The 19722-nt window shown below is 37.2% G+C and carries 20 protein-coding genes; 15 read left to right on the top strand and 5 right to left on the bottom strand.

Annotation, left to right across the window (positions count from 1 at the left end; all coding sequences use genetic code 11):
* From coaD to HMPREF9456_RS09415, 3 genes are all read left to right on the top strand, one after another.
* Complete coding sequence (gene coaD / locus HMPREF9456_RS09425) at window positions 1–459, top strand: pantetheine-phosphate adenylyltransferase (RefSeq protein WP_006843282.1); 459 nt, start codon at window positions 1–3, stop codon at window positions 457–459.
* Window positions 460–525: 66 nt separating this feature from the next.
* Window positions 526–2121, top strand: a complete 1596-nt coding sequence (locus HMPREF9456_RS09420) for a S41 family peptidase (protein ID WP_006843281.1) — start codon at window positions 526–528, stop codon at window positions 2119–2121.
* Between the two features lie 76 nt (window positions 2122–2197).
* On the top strand, window positions 2198–2701 hold the full coding sequence (locus tag HMPREF9456_RS09415) for a pyridoxamine 5'-phosphate oxidase family protein (protein WP_006843280.1): 504 nt from the start codon (window positions 2198–2200) through the stop codon (window positions 2699–2701).
* Here HMPREF9456_RS09415 and HMPREF9456_RS09410 read toward each other — a convergent pair.
* The 3 genes from HMPREF9456_RS09410 to HMPREF9456_RS09400 all read right to left on the bottom strand — a co-directional run bounded on the left by HMPREF9456_RS09410 (window position 2698) and on the right by HMPREF9456_RS09400 (window position 5003).
* Window positions 2698–3258: an NUDIX hydrolase gene (locus HMPREF9456_RS09410; RefSeq protein ID WP_006843279.1), complete on the bottom strand. Its 561-nt coding sequence runs from the start codon at window positions 3256–3258 to the stop codon at window positions 2698–2700. The genes HMPREF9456_RS09415 and HMPREF9456_RS09410 overlap by 4 nt on opposite strands.
* Window positions 3259–3287: 29 nt before the next feature.
* On the bottom strand, window positions 3288–4103 hold the full coding sequence (locus HMPREF9456_RS09405) for a peptidylprolyl isomerase (RefSeq protein WP_245531012.1): 816 nt from the start codon (window positions 4101–4103) through the stop codon (window positions 3288–3290).
* A gap of 195 nt (window positions 4104–4298) precedes the next feature.
* Complete coding sequence (locus HMPREF9456_RS09400; RefSeq protein WP_006843277.1) at window positions 4299–5003, bottom strand: hypothetical protein; 705 nt, start codon at window positions 5001–5003, stop codon at window positions 4299–4301.
* A 139-nt stretch (window positions 5004–5142) separates the two neighbouring features.
* On the opposite strand from HMPREF9456_RS09400, the gene pyrH reads away from it, so the two are divergent.
* The 9 genes from pyrH (at window position 5143) to HMPREF9456_RS09355 (ending at window position 13570) form a co-directional block, all read left to right on the top strand.
* Window positions 5143–5853 carry a UMP kinase gene (pyrH, locus tag HMPREF9456_RS09395; RefSeq protein ID WP_006843276.1) on the top strand — a complete coding sequence of 237 codons (711 nt, stop codon included), beginning with the start codon at window positions 5143–5145 and terminating at the stop codon, window positions 5851–5853.
* Window positions 5840–6181: a hypothetical protein gene (locus HMPREF9456_RS09390; protein WP_006843275.1), complete on the top strand. Its 342-nt coding sequence runs from the start codon at window positions 5840–5842 to the stop codon at window positions 6179–6181. Before pyrH ends, HMPREF9456_RS09390 begins: the two co-directional genes overlap by 14 nt.
* Window positions 6182–6228: 47 nt before the next feature.
* Window positions 6229–6792, top strand: a complete 564-nt coding sequence (gene frr / locus HMPREF9456_RS09385) for a ribosome recycling factor (RefSeq protein ID WP_006843274.1) — start codon at window positions 6229–6231, stop codon at window positions 6790–6792.
* Window positions 6793–6881: 89 nt separating this feature from the next.
* The gene (gene rsgA / locus HMPREF9456_RS09380) at window positions 6882–7808 is read left to right on the top strand and encodes a ribosome small subunit-dependent GTPase A (protein ID WP_006843273.1); all 927 of its coding nucleotides are present in this window, start codon (window positions 6882–6884) and stop codon (window positions 7806–7808) included.
* Window positions 7809–7810: 2 nt separating this feature from the next.
* On the top strand, window positions 7811–8113 hold the full coding sequence (locus tag HMPREF9456_RS09375; RefSeq protein ID WP_006843272.1) for a ribosomal maturation YjgA family protein: 303 nt from the start codon (window positions 7811–7813) through the stop codon (window positions 8111–8113).
* Between the two features lie 227 nt (window positions 8114–8340).
* Window positions 8341–9777 (top strand): cardiolipin synthase, encoded by a 1437-nt coding sequence (cls, locus tag HMPREF9456_RS09370; RefSeq protein WP_006843271.1) that lies wholly within the window; start codon window positions 8341–8343, stop codon window positions 9775–9777.
* Between the two features lie 339 nt (window positions 9778–10116).
* Window positions 10117–11268, top strand: a complete 1152-nt coding sequence (gene gmd, locus HMPREF9456_RS09365; RefSeq protein WP_006843270.1) for a GDP-mannose 4,6-dehydratase — start codon at window positions 10117–10119, stop codon at window positions 11266–11268.
* A 19-nt stretch (window positions 11269–11287) separates the two neighbouring features.
* Window positions 11288–12388, top strand: a complete 1101-nt coding sequence (locus tag HMPREF9456_RS09360) for a GDP-L-fucose synthase family protein (protein ID WP_026177063.1) — start codon at window positions 11288–11290, stop codon at window positions 12386–12388.
* Between the two features lie 36 nt (window positions 12389–12424).
* Complete coding sequence (locus HMPREF9456_RS09355) at window positions 12425–13570, top strand: OmpA family protein (protein ID WP_006843268.1); 1146 nt, start codon at window positions 12425–12427, stop codon at window positions 13568–13570.
* Between the two features lie 291 nt (window positions 13571–13861).
* On the opposite strand, the gene HMPREF9456_RS09350 is transcribed toward HMPREF9456_RS09355, so the two are convergent.
* Both HMPREF9456_RS09350 and HMPREF9456_RS09345 read right to left on the bottom strand, forming a co-directional pair.
* Window positions 13862–15754, bottom strand: a complete 1893-nt coding sequence (locus HMPREF9456_RS09350) for a DUF3857 domain-containing protein (protein WP_006843267.1) — start codon at window positions 15752–15754, stop codon at window positions 13862–13864.
* A gap of 15 nt (window positions 15755–15769) precedes the next feature.
* Window positions 15770–17758, bottom strand: coding sequence for a DUF3857 domain-containing protein (locus HMPREF9456_RS09345; protein WP_245531011.1), 1989 nt, complete (start codon window positions 17756–17758; stop codon window positions 15770–15772).
* Between the two features lie 486 nt (window positions 17759–18244).
* Between HMPREF9456_RS09345 and HMPREF9456_RS09340 the strand changes: the two genes are divergently transcribed.
* The 3 genes from HMPREF9456_RS09340 to HMPREF9456_RS09330 are packed head-to-tail and all read left to right on the top strand — an operon-like array spanning window position 18245 to window position 19711.
* Complete coding sequence (locus HMPREF9456_RS09340) at window positions 18245–18613, top strand: NADH-quinone oxidoreductase subunit A (RefSeq protein WP_006843265.1); 369 nt, start codon at window positions 18245–18247, stop codon at window positions 18611–18613.
* Window positions 18614–18626: 13 nt separating this feature from the next.
* On the top strand, window positions 18627–19178 hold the full coding sequence (locus tag HMPREF9456_RS09335) for an NADH-quinone oxidoreductase subunit B (RefSeq protein WP_006843264.1): 552 nt from the start codon (window positions 18627–18629) through the stop codon (window positions 19176–19178).
* Complete coding sequence (locus HMPREF9456_RS09330; protein WP_006843263.1) at window positions 19178–19711, top strand: NADH-quinone oxidoreductase subunit C; 534 nt, start codon at window positions 19178–19180, stop codon at window positions 19709–19711. Before HMPREF9456_RS09335 ends, HMPREF9456_RS09330 begins: the two co-directional genes overlap by 1 nt.
* The last annotated feature ends 11 nt before the right edge of the window (window positions 19712–19722 follow it).

Genomic DNA, 19722 nt, shown 5'->3' with positions numbered 1-19722 from the left:
ATGAAGAGAAAAGCAATTTTTCCGGGGACATTCGATCCCTTTACAATAGGACATTATTCATTAGTGAAACGATCTCTCGAATTGGTAGATGAGATCGTTATTGCTATTGGAGTGAATGATACCAAGAAAACTTACTTTCCGCTCGACAAGCGCATCAATATGATCCGTTCTTTGTATAAAGACGACAGCCGCATAGTGGTAGGTACTTATGATAGCCTTACTGTGGACTATGCCAAAGAAACAGGATCAAATTTTATAATACGTGGAATCCGTTCTGTAAATGATTTCGAATACGAAAAAACGATTGCCGATATGAACAGAAATATATCGGGAATAGAGACAATCGTACTCTTTACCGAACCGGAACTAACACATATCAGTTCTACTATTGTACGCGAACTGTTGCGATTCGGACACGATGTCAGTCAGTTTATACCTAAAGGGATGAATCTGGACTGAATAGTGATTAGTTAAAAATCAGATGTAATCAGCGTTAACCGCGATTATCCAAAATGTAATTCTAGTATGAAAAGAGTTCTAATGTCGGTTCTCGGTTTTTTTGTCATTGTTTTGGCCGCCTCTGCTCAGTTTAAGATGAGCGAAGGGTCTAAGAAAGTAGCTACAACAATCGCCGTTATCGAGAATATGTATGTAGATAAGGTAGACGACGGCAAGTTGGCTGAAGATGCAGTGAAAGCTTTGTTGGAAAAACTCGACCCTCACTCTACATATATCAGTGCCGATGAGGTAAAAGATATGAACGAGCCGCTGGAAGGTAATTTCGATGGTATAGGTATCTCTTTCAATATGCTTACAGATACACTGTATGTTATCGAAGCGCTTCCGGGAGGGCCATCCGAGAAGGTAGGTCTTAGGGCAGGAGATAAGATTTTGTATGTAGACGATACGCTTATTGCCGGAGTTAAAATGTCTACTAAAGACGTTATGTCTCGTCTTAAAGGCCCGAAAGGAACATCTGTAAACCTAAAAGTACAACGCAAGGGTATAGCTGATTTACTAAGCTTTAAGATTATTCGCGACAAAATTCCGATCTATAGTATCGATGCCACTTACATGGTGGATAAGACTACAGGCTATATACGCATCATAAGATTTGGAGCAACCACTACCGAAGAATTCAGAAAAGCACTCCAAAAGCTTAAAGAAAAAGGAATGGAGAATCTTATTCTCGACCTGGAATATAATGGTGGCGGCTACATGGCTCCCGCTACTGAAATAGCTGATGATTTTCTGGATGCAGGGAAGTTGGTTGTATATACCGAAGGCTTACGCCAGCCGAGAAGAGATGAAGTTTCCACAGCTAAAGGCGCATTCGAGAAAGGACGTCTTGTCGTACTTATCAATGAAGGTTCTGCTTCGGCTAGCGAGATCTTGTCGGGAGCCGTACAGGATTGGGATAGAGGTGTGATTGTAGGTCGTCGCAGTTTCGGGAAAGGGCTTGTTCAACGACAAATACCGCTTCCTGACGAATCGATGATAAGGCTCACTGTTGCCCGTTATTATACCCCTACAGGACGCTCTATACAAAAGCCGTATACAAAGGGAGACATCATGTCATACAATCTGGATGTAATAGAACGCTATAATAAAGGCGAGATGATGCATGCTGATAGTATACATTTTCCTGATTCATTGAAATATACAACTTTGCTGAATCATCGTACGGTATATGGCGGAGGAGGTATCATGCCCGACTATTTTGTGCCTGCCGATACAACTTTTGCATCAGAATATTACCGAAAAATCTGGAACAAAGGCATAACGCTGCGCATAGCTTATAATGAAGTGGATAATCACAGGGCTGAGATTTTACAAAAATATCCTACAGCAACGGACTTTTATAAGCAATACCAAGTTTCGGACGAGATTATGAATAAGCTAATCGCAGCCGGAAAGGATGAAAAAGTGGACTTCGATGAGGATGGATATGAGAAGTCGAAAGAAACACTCAAGCGTCAGATAAAAGCATATATAGCACGTGATGTATATGATACGGAGACGATGGTGAGGGTATTTAACGAAGATAGCGAAACCTTTAAGAAAGCATACGAGATTATACGGAATGAGAAAATGTATAACGGATTGCTCAAAGGTAAATAAGAAATAAAATAAAAAAGAGCTGTATTCAAAATGCAGCTCTTTTGATTAATAGGAATAAAAGAATATATACAGCCTTATGATAACGATTAATATTGAAGAACGTCATTTGATAGAAGAGATTATTTCGAAAAACACGATATGCTATGTTGGTATGGTAGATAAAGAAGGTTTTCCTTACGTTATCCCTATGAATTTTGGTTATCAAGATGATGTTATTTATCTACATTCGGCACAGGAAGGAAAGAGTATCGAATCTCTCCACATAAACCCGAATGTATGTATTACTTTCTGTGGCGAGTCGTCATTAACTTATCAGAATGAAGAGGTAGCCTGTAGTTATCGTATGAAAGGAAGCAGCGTTATTTGTAGGGGCAAGGTCGTATTTGAAGAAGATTATGATAACAAAGTGAAGGCTCTGGACATAATGATGAAAAAATACACAACAAGGGCATTTACTTATTCTAAGCCGGCTGTAAATAATGTAAAGATATGGAAAGTAGAGGTTGATTCTATTTCTTCAAAAGTATTTGGTGTTCCTCATCCAAATTCACGAAACTACAAAGATCAGCTCGAATTTTAGATAAGGTGATTCGTTGCCAGATATTTCCACAATGCGGCAGCGTGCATAGATTGCCTGATCTCATCTTTTTTCAATAGCTCTACCAATTCGTCAATAGATAGCAGGTGAACTGAAATGTCTTCGGTGGCTTCCAAATGCTGTTCCGATATTTTTTCTACATCAGTAGCCAGAAAACAGTAAGTCGTGTTGGTATGCGTACCGGGATTTGCCGAAGTAGTCATAAATAACTCCCATTTTCCATTTCCGTAGCCGGTTTCTTCGAGGAGTTCCCTTCTTGCAGAAACTTCTGCGCTAGGGTCTTCTTCTTCGCATACTCCTGCACATAGCTCCAGTGAGGTGCATTGCAGTCCGTGCCTGTATTGACGTACCATCACAAACCGTTTGTCTTTGGTTATTGCTATGGTGCATACCCAGTCGGGATATTCGTATACATAATAATTTTGAATTTGGTTTCCGTTCGGTAGTTCTACATGGTCTTTGCGTACGGTAAACCAAGGCTCTTGCGAAAGATACTCACTGTTCAATACCTTCCACTTTTTATTATCTGTATCGCTCATTTTTTACTGTTAATACGTTGATGGGATTTTTATTTTTCCAGAACCACTACGTTCATTAAGATGTTTTTAAGAGGCTTGTCTTTTTCGTTGGTTCTTACTTTTTGTATTTTATCCACAACGTCCATTCCTTCTATTACCTCACCGAAAACGGTGTATTCATTGTCCAGAAATGGAGTGCCACCCCTTGTTTTGTAATATTCCCGCTGCTCGTCTGTATACGAAACCTCAGCCTTTCGGGCTTTGGCTTGCTCATCCGCTTGCTTTAGCCAATCAGCACGCATTGCAGATGCAGATATACTATCGCCACTCTTTAGCAATGCTTTCAGATCATCAAGATGTGCCGATTGTATTTCCTTATATATCTTTTGCTTAAAACGTTCGAAACGTTGTTTTTCTATCTCTGATAATTTATCGTCGAAGCATAACTCACCTGTCACTATATAGAACTGAGATGCATCAGAGGCTTTTGTCGGATTTTCGGCATCGCCCCATCGTGCGGCTGCCAGTACTCCTCGTTTGTGGTATAGCTGAGGAAACTTTATTTCGGCAGGGATTGTGTCACCCAGCGTTTTTTCTTCTTTCAATGCTGCAGAATCTGCAATATTTCTTGTTTGAGGATCTCCACCCTGTATCATAAAATCATTGATAACTCGGTGAAACGTAAGGTTTTTATAGAATCCTTCTTCTGCTAGTTTCAGAAAATTATCTCTGTGCCCCGGAGTTTCATTATAGAGCTTAACTTTTATATTGCCATAGCTTGTTTGTATAACGACTATGGGTTCTTTCGGTTTATTATTACACATGGTGAATAAAAAGATTAGACAGGCGATACATATATTTCTCATATCATTTTTCTGTATGAAGTCACACAAAGATAATGTTTTTTTGAGCACTTACTTTGAAATAATAGAAGCTTCGAATCGATATTTCAGAATCTTTTTATAATAGGGCTCTAAGTAATGAATAATAATTGCTTTCGTATTCGCTCTTATTCAATTTTTTACCACAGAGTAAAAAGAGTACCACAGAGTTTCTTACATTCAAAAATTATCAAAATATTCTTGTATGGTTATCATTGGTTTTATTGTATCAAAGCCAAATTTTGCAGCTTGTATCTTCATCTCTTTTTCGGTATTGAATTCCTCTAATTGTCTTGTGTTTAGATTAAAAATATAGAATCTGAGAGCGTTCAGGGACGAAGAGGATTCCGTTTTTGCTAACAGAATATTTCTGTCAAAGGTGAAGTACGTAATATCATGAAGAATAGGCTCGTTTTCATTGTGATCTGCAGCTATGTACTTTATCCCTTTTTCGTCTTGTAAAGTCCCTTTCTCGAGAACATCAATAGCAGTTATCGAATACGGATATATCAGGGGCATACGGAAATAATCGCGAAGTCCCGCGTAAGAGAAATAACTATTTGGTATTATGCTGTCGGTTGGTTGCATCAATTTCAGGCTGTCCATAAAAGGAGTTTCTGTATTTCTTGAAGATAAACTGTTGGTGAATATATCAAGCCCTTCTTCAATTTTATTAGGAACAACTACCCTAATTGTTTCCACAACTTTTACTATTACTATAACAGTACAGATTATAGTTAACATAGAGAATAAAAATGTTAATCCGCAGCCTATGTTCCGATCCTTGTTATGTTTCCATTTGATAATAGTCCATAATATGATTACGAACGTAATGAATCCAAGTAATAGTGCGAGGACAAATAAGAGCCAGCTTTGAGTGATCATAATAAATTTGTTTAGATGTGTAAAAATAACTAAATGCTGTTATATCAGTACTTTTAAATTATAATAAAAATCAATTCGTAAAGTTTGACTTTTATAATTTCACAAATTATACTAGATTTGCACTAATATAAAAGCAGAAATGGTAAAATATAACAGAATCCTCCTAAAACTGAGCGGTGAATCCCTCATGGGAGAACAGCAATATGGCATAGATGTAAACCGACTGAATGAATATGCCACACAAATAAAAGCTGTAGCCGATATGGGTGTACAGATAAGTATTGTTATTGGAGGAGGAAATATTTTTCGAGGTCTGAGCGGAGCTTCCGAAGGATTCGACAGGGTAAAAGGAGACCAGATGGGTATGTTGGCCACTGTGATAAACAGTTTGGCTCTTAGTTCGGCTCTTACTGCAATAGGGCAGAAGTCGAGAGTACTTACAGCCATCAGGATGGAACCGATAGGAGAAATCTACAGCAAATGGAAAGCAATAGAGGCTATGGAAAATAGTGAAGTTGTTATCCTTTCTTGCGGAACAGGCAATCCATTTTTTACAACCGATACAGGTTCTTCACTCAGGGGAATAGAAATAGAAGCCGACGTGATGCTAAAAGGTACACGTGTAGACGGAGTTTATACTGCCGATCCCGAAAAAGACCCTGCAGCCGTTAAGTTTGATTCCATCTCTTACGATGAGGTTTACAAACGCGGACTGAAGGTTATGGATATGACGGCAACAGTGATGTGTAAGGAGAATAATTTGCCTATCGTTGTCTTCGATATGGATACTCCGGGCAATTTAGAGAAGCTAATTAAAGGTGAAAAAATAGGTACATATGTACATGCATAACAGAGAGAAAGTAGTAGTTGAAGATCAGTTGTATAATCAGGCTGTATATTTGATTAGAAAAAGAGAAAATCCCGAAAAGGTGAAGATCTTTCTAATCGAACGAGGGCTTAACGAAGAAGATGCTTATATCTTACTCGACCAGATTATACATCAGGTAGATAAAGAACATATGAAAACAGCACGAAGAAATATCTTTATGGGCTGTTTGGTTTGTGCTGTAGGTGCGTTTATTACCATTACTGCACATACCTTGCTTACTTCTTTACTAATTTTGGCAGGGATAGGGCAGCTTATTATTGGTCTTACCCAATTGCCGAGTAGAGTGTAAGTAGATTTATTTAATCTTAAAATATTGAAAACAAAAAATATATATTTATGGCAGCAGACCTAAAACAAATCGAACAAAAGGCGGAAGCTAAGATGTTGGCCTCTGTAGAGTTTCTGGACGAAACGTTATCTCGTATTCGTGCCGGAAAAGCCAATCCGCACATTCTTGATGGTATAAAACTTGAGTATTACGGATCAATTACCCCGCTAAGTGGTGTGGCGGCTATCAATACACCTGATGCTAGAACGATCATCGTTCAACCTTGGGAAAAACAAATGTTGAAAGAGGTGGAAAAAGCCATCCTGAACTCTGATGTAGGTATCACACCCGATAATAACGGCGAAGTGATACGTCTTTCTATACCTCCGTTGACAGAAGAACGTCGTAAGCTCTTGGTGAAACAAGCCAAGCAGGAGGCCGAAGACGCTAAAGTAAGCGTGCGTAACGCTCGTCGTGATGCAATTGATACGATCAAAAAATCAGTGAAAGAAGGCTTGGCAGAAGACGTAGCCAAAGATGGTGAAAACGAAATGCAAAAGCTTCATGATAAGTATATCAAAAAGATAGACGATCTGTTTGCTCTTAAAGAAAAAGAGATTTTAACTGTATAACGAAATATACTGAAAATAGAATATGCCAATATGCTGATCGCTTTACAGTATCGGCACATTGGCACATTTGCATTTTAAAGGATTGATTGATGGATGGTCTTGTAATAAAAAATACGGGTAGTTGGTATTTGGTTCGTACCGATGAAGGTAGCGACGTCGAATGTAAGGTAAAAGGAAACTTTCGCCTCAAAGATATACGTAGCACCAATCCCATTGCTGTAGGAGACAGAGTAACCATTGTTCCAAACAATGAGGGTACTGCTCTGATAACGCAGATCGAAGACCGTAGGAATTATATTATACGCCGTTCGTCTAATTTATCGAAGCAATCGCACATTTTGGCAGCGAATATCGACCTGTGTTTTTTGATTGTAACGATCAATCATCCGGTAACTTCTACTGTTTTTATTGACCGCTTCTTGGCTGCAGCCGAAGCGTATCGTGTGCCGGTAAATCTTATTTTCAACAAGACAGACCTATATGCAGAAGAGGAGATAGAATACATGGATGCTTTGATTAGTCTTTATGATTATATTGGCTACCCAAGCATCAAAATATCAGCTTTACATAACACTGGTTTAGAGATTCTACAAGAGAAGATAAAGAACAAAATTACCTTATTTTCGGGTCACTCAGGCGTCGGAAAGTCTACACTTATCAATGCGCTTGTACCTGATGTTCATCTGAAGACAGGTGCAATATCCGGTTATCATGGCAAAGGAATGCATACAACCACTTTTTCGGAAATGATAGAACTGCCACAGGGAGGATTTATAATAGATACTCCCGGTATCAAAGGCTTTGGTACTGTGGATATGGAGAAAAATGAAATATTTCACTTCTTTCCCGAGATATTTAAGGCGTCTAAAGATTGTCGTTACAATAATTGTATTCATATCAATGAACCCGGATGTGCAGTGCGTGAAGCTGTAGAAAATCATTATATAAGCGAGAGCCGCTACAAGTCATACATGAGTATGATGCAAGAGGACATTGAAGAAAAGTATAGAAAATAGATATGAGGTGGAGGTTTGATCGATCGTCATTCTTGATCTCTATTGTTATTTTTTTTATAGAAGTCCTTATCGCTAAATTTGTAGATGATGCTTTTATTCGTCCTTATGGCGGTGATATCTTAGTAGTTATATTGATCTATTATTTTGTAAAGTCATTTCTCCAAGTAAAACCCTTCTATTTGGCGCTGGGTGTACTTCTTTTTGCCTATATGGTAGAGGTCGGGCAATACTTCAAGATGGTAGAGGTGCTGGGACTTCAAGATCATAAAGTGATGAAGATCGTTTTAGGAACATCATTTTCTTGAATCGATATTTTATGCTATACTGTTGGAGCTATTATTTGTTATCTTATCGATAGAAAAGAAAAATAGATATCCGATAATAACACAAATGACATCTTTACAATCATTCATACAAGAGCTTTTTTAAGAAAATATCAGAGAGTGAATGTAAGTCATTCGAATTATTTGATAAAAAAAGAGCTTGAGTTTAAATTTGTTATAACTTTGAAAAAAATGTATATTATTTGCGTATGGATGTAGCAGCGCAAGCAACAGATCATCTTATCCTTCTTTTCCAGATACTTTATGTGGTTACAGCGTTGGGTGCGATGGTTGTGATTATCTCGGAGAACAGGAACCCCTTGAAAACGATTTCTTGGGTGCTTATTCTATTGTTGCTTCCTTTGGTAGGTCTTATCATATACTATTTCTTTGGCGAAGATAATCGCAAGCAGCGTCTGATATCCCATAAGATGTACAAGAAGCTTAATCGTCGGTCTATTGGTAGGCGGGAGTTGTTAGAGACGTTGAATCCGCCTGTCGAGTATAAAGGGTTAGTAAACTTGTTAAACCGCCTGAAGGGTACACCCTTATATGGAGGTAGTAGTGTTACTTTTTATTCTTCAGGACCCGATAAGTTTGAGGCTTTGTTTGAGGAGCTTGAGAAAGCGGAAAAGCATATACATATTCAATACTACATCTTCTTAGATGATGAGATAGGGTGCAAAACCCGAGATATCCTGCTTCGTAAAGCAGCGGAGGGTGTTGAAGTGCGTCTTATTTATGACGATGTTGGTTCTTGGAAAGCAAAGCGTAGATTCTTTAAAGATATGCAAGCGGGAGGTGTTGAAGTTCAACCTTTCTTGAAGGTGGCATTCAAATTTTTGACAAGCAGAGTGAATTATCGAAATCACAGAAAAATTGTAGTTGTTGATGGCAAAGTCGGTTTTGTTGGAGGTATGAATGTTGCAGATCGATATATCAACGGTGTAGGAAGTGGAATTTGGCGTGACAGCCATGTTAAAATAGAAGGCAAGGCTGTGGCAGGATTACAGACATCTTTTCTTATCGACTGGTATTCGTCTCGTAAAGAATTTCTAGCATCAGATACTTATTATCCGATACTCGACACAGAGGGAGATAATATGATTCAGCTGGTTACAAGTGGACCTGTAGGCCAATTTAAAGATATACATTTAGGTATTCTGCAAGCTATTTCCAATGCCAAAGAAAGTGTTTATATACAGACCCCTTATTTTATTCCTACCGACTCATTGATGCAGGTTATACAAATGGCAGCAATGCGTGGTGTGGATGTGCGCTTGATGTTGCCTCGCCATTCAGATACCACATTTGTGCATATTGCATCCATGTCTTTCCTGAAGGAAGTTTTGGATGCCAAAGTGAATGTCTATTTTTTCGAAGCCGGATTTCTTCACTCCAAGCTAATGACGGTAGACAACTCTCTTACTATAACAGGTTCGGCTAATATGGATATGCGTAGCTTTGAACATAATTTCGAAATTGATGCTTTTATATATAGCGAAGAGACTTGTCGTAGAGCCCAAGAAATATTCTTGAAGGACATGGAGTGCTCTACACAGTTGCTTGTCGAAGAATGGGACCAAAGGTCACGGATTGAAAAATTTAAAGAGTCTGTCATGCGCTTATTCTCTCCATTATTATAATAGCAAAGGTTATATAACAGATATAACTATATTATAGTCAAGAGTATTGTTGCGATACCTGCCGATCGGAAGAATTGGAGTGTATGATAAATAAAATAGTTAAAAAAAAGTTTTTTGCAAATTTCAGGATTAGAGACTTATATGCAATAAAATGAGAGAAAATCAATGTGTAATCTCTAATTTAAAGACTTTTTTATTTGTTTTAGTTAAAAAAAATATATCTTTGTTGCTTCAACTGATTGTTCGCGTTAGTTAAAAGATGCAATAATCAGGGAAGGTTAAGTATAAAATTGATCATTAACATAAATCTTAATAAAGATTTTTTATTAAGTGAACTATATGGGTAAAGTAGCACTCATCACAGGCGTTACAGGACAAGATGGAGCTTATTTGTCAGAATACTTGATAAAAAAAGGCTATACAGTACATGGACTCAAAAGAAGATCTTCCATGTTTAACACAGATCGTATAGACCATTTATATCAAGATCCTCATCTTGAAGATAGAAATATGATTCTTCATTATGGCGATATGACTGATAGCATGAATCTGACACGACTTATCGGCGATGTACAGCCCGATGAAATATATAATCTTGCGGCAATGAGCCATGTTAAGGTTAGTTTTGATATCCCTGAATATACAGCAAATGCAGACGGAATAGGTACTCTTCGTATATTAGAGGCTGTTCGACTTCTTAATTTGGTGAAAAAAACTAGGATATATCAGGCTTCAACATCCGAACTTTATGGTTTGGTGCAAGAGATACCTCAAAAAGAAACAACTCCATTTTATCCGAGGAGTCCATATGCTGTTGCTAAAATGTACGCATATTGGATTACGGTTAATTATAGAGAGGCATACGGTATGCATGCCAGCAATGGTATCTTGTTCAATCATGAATCACCATTGAGGGGTGAAACGTTTGTTACAAGAAAGGTGACACGTGCAGTTGCACGTATAGTCTTAGGGCTTCAAGATAAGGTTTATATGGGAAATCTTTCCAGTAAACGAGATTGGGGACATGCCAAAGATTATATTAAGGCTATGTATCTTATACTTCAACAAGATACGCCTGATGATTATGTTATCTCTACAGGCGTCACAACCACTATTCGTGACTTTATCAAAATGTCATTTATAGAGGTCGGGGTAGATGTTGAATTTAGAGGTGAAGATGAAAAGGAAGAAGGCTATATTGTAGGTGTTGATGAGAATAAATTTTCTAAAATAGTTGGGGCCGAATATCTCGAAGGCTTCATAAAGCGGATAGGACAATCTGTTGTAGGTGTAGATCCTGCATACTTTCGTCCGACCGAAGTTGATATTCTCATTGGTGATAATACAAAAGCCAGAACTAAATTAGGCTGGGAGCCTACATACGATCTTAAAGCTTTATGTCAGGATATGGTTGTTCATGATGTTGAGCTGATGAAGAAAGAAGAATACCTCAAAAACGGAGGATATAGAATTATGAATTACTTTGAATAAAAGTAAGAAAATATAGATGATAGAAAAGAATGCTAAAATATATGTAGCCGGCCATAGAGGCTTGGTTGGTTCTGCAATTCTTAAAAGTCTTGTAAATAAAGGATACACAAATTTTGTCTTAAGAACGCATCAAGAATTAGATCTTACAGATCAAAAGGCTGTATCCGAATTTTTTGCAAAGGAAAAACCTGAATATGTTTTTTTAGCAGCGGCTAAAGTAGGAGGTATTGTCGCCAATAACACATATCGCGGGCAATTCATTTATGAAAATTTGATGATCCAGAACAATGTAATTCATCAATCATATCTGAATAATGTTAAAAAATTAGTATTTTTAGGAAGTTCCTGTATTTATCCCAAAGAAGCTCCTCAGCCAATGACGGAAAATACACTGTTGACAGGCCCTTTGGAATACACAAATGAACCGTATGCAATAGCCAAAATTGCCGGGTTGAAAATGTGTGAGAGCTATAATATACAGTATGGAACAAATTTTATAGCAGTAATGCCAACAAACCTATATGGTTTGAATGATAATTTTAATCTTGAAACATCCCATGTATTGCCAGCGATTCTAAGAAAAGTACATTTGGGGAAATGCTTAGAAAATAATGCCTGGGATATTATAGAGCAGGACTTGAATGTTAGGCCAATAGAGGGAGTGTCCGGAAGCTCGTCTAAAACAGAAATACTGGAAATATTAGCTAAGTATGGTATAAAAAAAGTTGGAGACGTTGTTCAGGTTGAACTTTGGGGGTCTGGAAAACCAATGAGAGAATTTCTGTGGAGTCAGGAAATGGGCGATGCCACTGTTTTTGTGATGGAGTCTGTAAACTTTTTCGACTTAGTTGATGTTATACATGGAAGGGAGATAAAGAACACACACATTAATATTGGAACAGGTATTGAAATATCGATAAAAGATGTTGCAAACCTTGTGAAAGAAATAGTCGAATTCTCCGGAAGTTTGTGGTTTAATACAGATAAGCCAGATGGAACGATGAGAAAATTATCAGATGTATCAAAACTTAATTCTTTGGGCTGGCAACATCAAGTTGAAATACAAGATGGCTTGAAGTTGATGTATGCTTGGTATACTGAGTATAATATATTAAATTAAAAAAAGAGTGTTTAATTATAATTTAAAAGATTGATTATGAAAAAAGTAAGTTTACTTTTAGTTTTAGTTTTTGCGGCTATGGCTATTTCTGCTCAAGATAGCGGATTTAGTACTAAAGCTGGTCGCAATGCAACTTTTGCGCGTAACGGTTTTTGGGATAACTGGTTCGTAGGAATTGGTGGTGGAGCAACAATGTATCTTAATGATAACGCAAATGATGCTAAATTCACTAACCGCCTTAACCTAGCTCCAACTGTTTTCGTAGGTAAATGGTATAATCCTTATTTCGGAGCACGTTTGAAATTTAATGGTGGTGGTTACCACACATTTCAAAATGATGCAAAGGTGATGAATCATCCTCATTATTTAGGTGCTAACGTTGACCTGTTATTTAATGTTTCTAACTATTTAGGACATTATAACGAAAATCGCTTCTACAGCTTTATACCTTATGTTGGTATAGGATTTGTTCATGGATTTGACGAAGATTGGAAATCTATCAAGAACAACTCTGCTACATGGAATGCCGGTATTATCAACAATTTCCGTCTGTCTAACAGAGCTTCTCTATTCGTAGAAATAGCTGGAAATATGGTTCAAGAGTCTTTCGACCGTATGGGTGGTGGAGATTTCGAATGGGATGGCATGCTATCTGCATTCGTAGGATTTAACTTCAAAATCGGTAAAAGAAATGACTTCTCTGAAGCGTTGTTGATGGATCAAGGTCTTCTTGATGAACTAAACGGTCAAATCAACAAATTGCGTCAAGAGAATGAAGCTTTGAAAAACAGAAAAGTTGAAGCTCCAAAATGTCCGGATTGTCCAAAATGTCCAGAAGTTAAACCAGCTGAGGTTAAAAACTTTGTTTCTAACGTAGTATTCTTCCGTCTTGGTAGTGCAGTTATTGACAAAAACCAAGAAGTTAGCATCTACAACACAGCTAAATATCTACAAGATAATCCTAGCAAAAATGTTAAGATCGTAGGTTATGCTGATAAGAAAACTGGTACAGCTTCTATCAACATGAAACTTTCTGAAAAACGTGCTAAGAATGTTGCTAATGCGTTGATCAACAAATACAACATCAACAGCAACCGCGTTAAAGTTGAATGGAAAGGTGACACAGAACAACCATATGCAGAAAATGCATGGAACCGTGTTGCTATCTTCTTTGCTGAATAATTTCGGCTAACGAAAATATAAGAATAGAAAAGAGTGGAGTATATCTCCACTCTTTTTTTTTGTTTCGTATTGATGCAATACTCGATAAAAGAACGATTTTAGATAATGATATGCTTAAGATATGCTGGCTGATTTGATATTGCCATATATTCTCTACCCTAAGCAAGTATAGAGCATTTGTTAAACTTTGTCGGTGTGCTAAAATGTGTTATTAAAAGATAAAGCTGGAAGCTACCTAGCAGCTTCCAGCTTTATTCTATTTCGTATTAACTTATTCTTATTCCTATTTTATCAGATTTTCTTTAATACGAGTTTTCTCTTTATTGCTGAATTTATTTCTGAGAAAAAGGATTTGATTTCGTTGTAGCTCGATTTGTCATACCTTCCTGTAAAAATATCTATATTCTGTATATATGTAATTTTATGATCTTCCACCTTGCATTGTGTCTTTAGCTTCCCAAATGGAGTCTCTATCAAGATGTCTTTAGGTAATGACTCAATAGTATATGTCTCAGGAATATTGAATGTGATAGAATCGCAATCAGAATATCCGTCTTCTATTACGATATCCTGTTTCCGTGTAGAAGATGTAAATATATTATAATTACCTTTTCTCAAAGGGCATACAGATGCAAATAATCGGGTTCCCGTTTTGTTCACAAAGTCTTCAGCTTCGAAATTCGCAGACAATGTACATGATGGTAGCGACGATCTGTATTCAGAGACTTCGATCTGTGAAATCTTTACTTTTGGCATATTCATATTCGCATTGATGTAGTTCATCTCTTTTTCTCTGTCTTTAGATGTCATCCAATAAGAAAACTTGTAGTACAAATGTAAATGTTCTGTAAACTGCATTTTGCCTTTAGCCATTCCGTTTTCGGATATATCTATATCTAGCTTTGATACCTGATAATTTTGATCGTCTTTATATTCGGGTAAACGGCACATTTTGCCTCCTTCATTCGTTATAATAAGGCTATTATGGCCTGCAATTTTATCATGTATATATCCAAAGGGGAGCGTCTGGCTTGTACATTCCAGCCAAATACTATCGTTCTTGAGTGGGACTAGTAGAATAACATGGTCAAACTGATTGAAATTAGGAAAGTCTGGTAATATATCCTTTTCTCTCGTACTTACTATGCTGTAATTGGAAGGTATATCAACGGCTTTTAGCATGGCCATCATTAAATTGGTTAAGCCCTTACAGTCGCCAAATCCACTTTTACTTACAGATGTTGCATCGATAGGTTGATAGCCTCCTATACCCAATTGTATGCTGACATATCTTGTGTTATTCTGTAGATATTGATAAAGAATCGCCACCTTTTCTCTATCGTTTTTTGCATCTTTTGTGAGATCTTTGATTTTAATCACAAAATCGGCAGGAAGAATATCTTTCCCTGTTAACAAGCTTGATATCCATTTGCCGTGATTTTCCCAGTTTGACAAATTGCCACAGGTTGAATCGTAGCAGAAATCATTCGGCATTAACAATACTCTTGGTACTATTTCGCGGAATGGAGGAGCATACGGTTCCCTGTCGATCGCTTTTATGTTTTCGAGTGATAGCGAATATATATGCTTATTGCCTACAGTTTCATCTTTGATATTACAAGAATAATTAGTATGGTAGCGAAGATTCATTCCTATCGGGAGTTCAATCTTATAGCTAGCTTGTTTTAGAGATAACAGACTTCCATTGATTGGTGCGAAAGCTGGATAGTATAAAATACCATTCTTCCATTTTTCCTGATAGGTATACTCTATAGTATAAGGGTATGTAGGGTTCTTATATTCATAGAACATAGAGTAGTCGTCGGTACTTAAATGTTCAGATAAGGATGAAGATATCAAGTCTTTTTTTCCTATTTTCTTGACTACAGTCCCCGACATGTTTTTTATTACACCCGAGAAATCCTTCAATTCCCTGAATTTATCATACGTTTCGTTGAAGTAACCATATTCCTCTCCCTGTTCATTTAGGATAGTTATTACCTTACTCACTGACAGTGTTGCATTATTCAAATCAGTTTGACTAAATACTGCAGAATAATTATCTACGATGGCACATGCGTTCTCTCGCAAACTATCAACCTTTTGTATAACAAATTGCCCATAGGCTTGCGTTTGGGATAGGATAAATAAGAGAACACATGCAAATATATATCTGATATTCATATTGAGACAAGCATTTTAAATTGCAGAGGCCTTTTTCAAAACGATCTGCTCGCTGTTTTTAGCTACAATTTTAGCATAAAAGTCTTTTAATGACTCGTACTCTTCAGGTAAGAACGTTAATTTCTTTAATTGGAATTGATAATGCAATTTAATTGCATTTCCGGCCTGAGCCAGACGATATGTCAAAACGATATCGTTATCATTTAATACTAATTTAGCAGCCTGCGGCAACTCGTCGACTACATATCCTTCAGGTATTTCTATATCTACAACTTGGAGGTAATTTGTCAAATAATCGAACTCTACAGGGTATTCCCTTTTCTCCCTTTGAAAAGGATTTTCGGCAATATGTTTTTCCATCATTGGATTGATGTATAAGAAATCATCCCCTAAGCTGGCGTCCGCAACCTGTGTATATTCCATCTTTATAGGAGCTGAAGTATCATCTATAGCTGAAACTGAAAAACTGTCGATCTTACAATTTGTCTTCTTTGCTAATGATTCGATGAAGTCTTCTTTATTCTTGTGATTGTAATAAGATACTTTCAAGTCATAGGCTGCATTACCTTTTCTGGTATCTGTTATAGTTCCTATATATTTGGAGTCATTGAATATGAATTTTGCTGTTTTTAATGCAGAGCCATTCGAAACGTTGCTAAGATTAACCCATCTGCCGCCACTCTCACTCATTATACGTGCTTGAGGGACCATGCACTTTTCAGGCAGTAAGTTCCAGTCTCCATACTTAGCAGACGCATCGGTATAGTACATAAGTGAATCTATCTTCAGTGCTGTAATTACATAATTAAATGCCGTTATACTAGGATGGGATATTGGCAATCTTCCGTTTGTTCTGGTACTGAGTATAACAGGGTATGCGTCGAATCCTCCTGCTTTTAGAGCATTTATGAGTAAAAAGTTTACATCAGCACTGCTGCCTATGCCATCTTTAAGAGCATCTTTTAGATTACCCGGAACGATAGCTCTCTTATCATTCCATTTTACCCGATATTTAACCATATCTTGTATTTCTTTTGCCCGTTTAAGGGTCGTCTCTCCTTTAGCTATTTCTTCTTTAAACAGATCGGCCTTTTTCATGTTGCTTCCAAGTGAGCTCGAAAGGATATCTTTGTCTATAGTTTCCCATGAGTTAGACATGTTTTTTGTCATACTATACGGCATTTGTATACTTTTTAGCTCAAAGGATACTTGTGTTATATAATCATTTATCGTCCATAGATATGCTTCTTTTTTCATTGCCGGAATATTGAAGCCTTCGCTTTTTAGCGTTTCGGCATTACATCTTACGGTCGTTGCTTGTAAACGTCCATAGTCGTCTTTATATCTTATATGGAAAGATTCATTGTCCGGCTCTTTAACGGAGTTTAATTTGGCATATCCCTGATAGTTGATGTTGTATCGGAAGTATTCCGGAATTTTAGCCTCAAAGTTCACATAAGCAATAGGGATAGACTCTTGAAATCGGAAGTCTCTTAAGTTGTAATAGTAGTCTGATACGATTGTATATTTATACTCGATCACAGATCCTACTTTTGCCGCAGGCATAGAGAATTTCTTTACTTTCAATGTGTTGTCAATATCCTCGTCGGTAATGAATTCCTTCGCAAGTTTTGTTTTTGTAATTTTTCCATCTTCAAGATTGTATGTTGTACCCGATAGGCCATTAATTTGCTCTTTCGTTGATCTATTGGTCTCATAGTATGATATTTCTTGGTTACACCAATCAAGACCTTCTGTCTTCAAGATTTTTATTTTAACTTGTATGGCGTATTCAAACTGAAATCCATACAGTTCGCTAAAGATAAACCTTAAGTCCCCTTTTTTGAGTAGGATAACTGCCGAGGCTGTTGTGTCCTCCGGATATACGGTCATATTCAGTTCATCCATAGTTGCATTGCCATACTTAGACTGGGAATGACTTTCCTGAACCTGAAACAGAAAAATAAAACATAGCATTATAGCTAATAAGTAAGTTGTCTTCATTGTTTGGTTATTGAGATGTTGATAGATCATAAATTATGTAAATGTATGAAATAAAATATTAATTATGTTAAAAGATAGCTATGTCTTATAACATTTTTTTTGTTTATGGAAAACTGTCTGATATTGTCTCTATATCTATCTTTGCGTATTACTCTCCGTGGCAATCTCTGTGTGTATAGCACAATTGGGGCTGTTGGTTTAAATAAATCATTTTCGCAAATGAAAACTTGCATCTAAAATAGATCTAAAATAGTCTTAAATGTTAAAAAATTATTTCTTAAATTGATGTTATTCTTTTCACAATAATAATGTTTTTTTATAAAGACAATATTGCAAACTGCACTTGACAAAATGCTGCATTTTGGCTTCTGATGCCATTTGTTTATTGACTTATTGATAAAATATATGAGTCATTTTGTTCTTTTTTGAGAAATAAATAGAGTATCTTTGTAATCTGTAAAAACAAAGTGTGTTAAAATTAAGGATATGAATTCAAGTATATATGATTTTATACCTATTCTGATGCAAATCGCGTTTTCTGCGATATTTGTATTTGCTACGGTATTTATTTCTAAGATGTTAGGTCCAAGTCGTAGGAGTGCACGGAAAAATGCAAATTTCGAGTGCGGTCTCGATCCTATAGGCGATGCTCGTTCTCCGTTCCCTGTTAAATATTTCCTTGTTGCGATCTTGTTTGTCCTTTTCGACATCGAGATCATTTTTATGTACCCATGGGCTGTAAACTTTAAAGAGCTTAGTTGGGAAGGATTTGGTAAGATGGGAATCTTTATCGGAATTATTGTGGTAGGTTTCTTGTACGAAGCTAAACGTAAGGCTTTGGATTGGGAGAGATAAAAATTTTACAAGTATGAGCAATTCTTCTAATATAAATGTAGTGCCTGCTCCGGATGGATATAGGGGGCATGGATTTTTTGCTACAAAATTTGACTACGTCATAGGTTTGGCTCGTGCCAATTCCCTATGGCCTTTGCCATTTGCTACATCCTGTTGCGGGATTGAGTTTATGGCTACAATGGCTGCTACTTACGATATGGGACGTTTTGGGGCAGAGCGTAACAGCTTTTCGCCACGTCAGGCAGATATGTTAATGGTAATGGGGACTATTTCTAAAAAGATGGCTCCTATCCTTCGCCATGTATATGAACAAATGGCCGAACCTAAATGGGTAATTGCAGTAGGTGCATGTGCTTCGTCGGGAGGTATCTTCGATACATACTCGGTTTTGCAAGGTATCGATAAGGTAATTCCGGTAGATGTGTATGTTCCCGGATGCCCTCCACGTCCTGAACAGATATTGGATGGCGTAATGCAATTGCAGGAGTTAGTAAAACATGAATCTATTCTTCGTAGAGGCTCGGAAAGATATCAGGAGCTTCTGGAATCATATAAATTTGAATAATGGCTCTCGATACTACAGTTATTGAAAATAAGATGAGCGAGAAATTCGGAACCGAAGTGATGAATTTCAGAATGGAACGGGATATTTTTACTTTCGAAGCTGCTCCGGCGGTAATCAAAGAAGTAATCCGTTTTATGAAAGATGATGAAACTCTGCGTTTCAACTTCTTGACAGACTTATGTGGGGTGCATTATCCTGATAATGACAAGAAGGCTCAGTTTGCTGTTGTTTATTTGCTTCACAACTGGATCGACAATGTGCGTGTACGAGTGAAAACGTTTCTTGATGGAGACAGGCCGTATGTTGAATCTGTAGTGGACGTTTTTGCCGCAGCCAATTGGATGGAACGCGAGACTTATGATTTCTACGGGGTAATTTTCAAAGGGCATCCCAATCTTAAGCGTATACTTAATGATGAGGGAATGGTGTCGTTTCCGATGCGTAAAGATCATCCGCTTGAGGATGCCGGGCGCACGGATAAAGATGACCGCTTCTTTGGTAGGACTCCCAATAATTATGAACAAACTAAATAGCAAAGTAAGGA

Origin of the sequence: Dysgonomonas mossii DSM 22836 (genome assembly GCF_000213575.1) — a bacterium.
Taxonomy (GTDB): domain Bacteria; phylum Bacteroidota; class Bacteroidia; order Bacteroidales; family Dysgonomonadaceae; genus Dysgonomonas; species Dysgonomonas mossii.
This window is presented reverse-complemented; position numbering and strand designations above follow the sequence as displayed.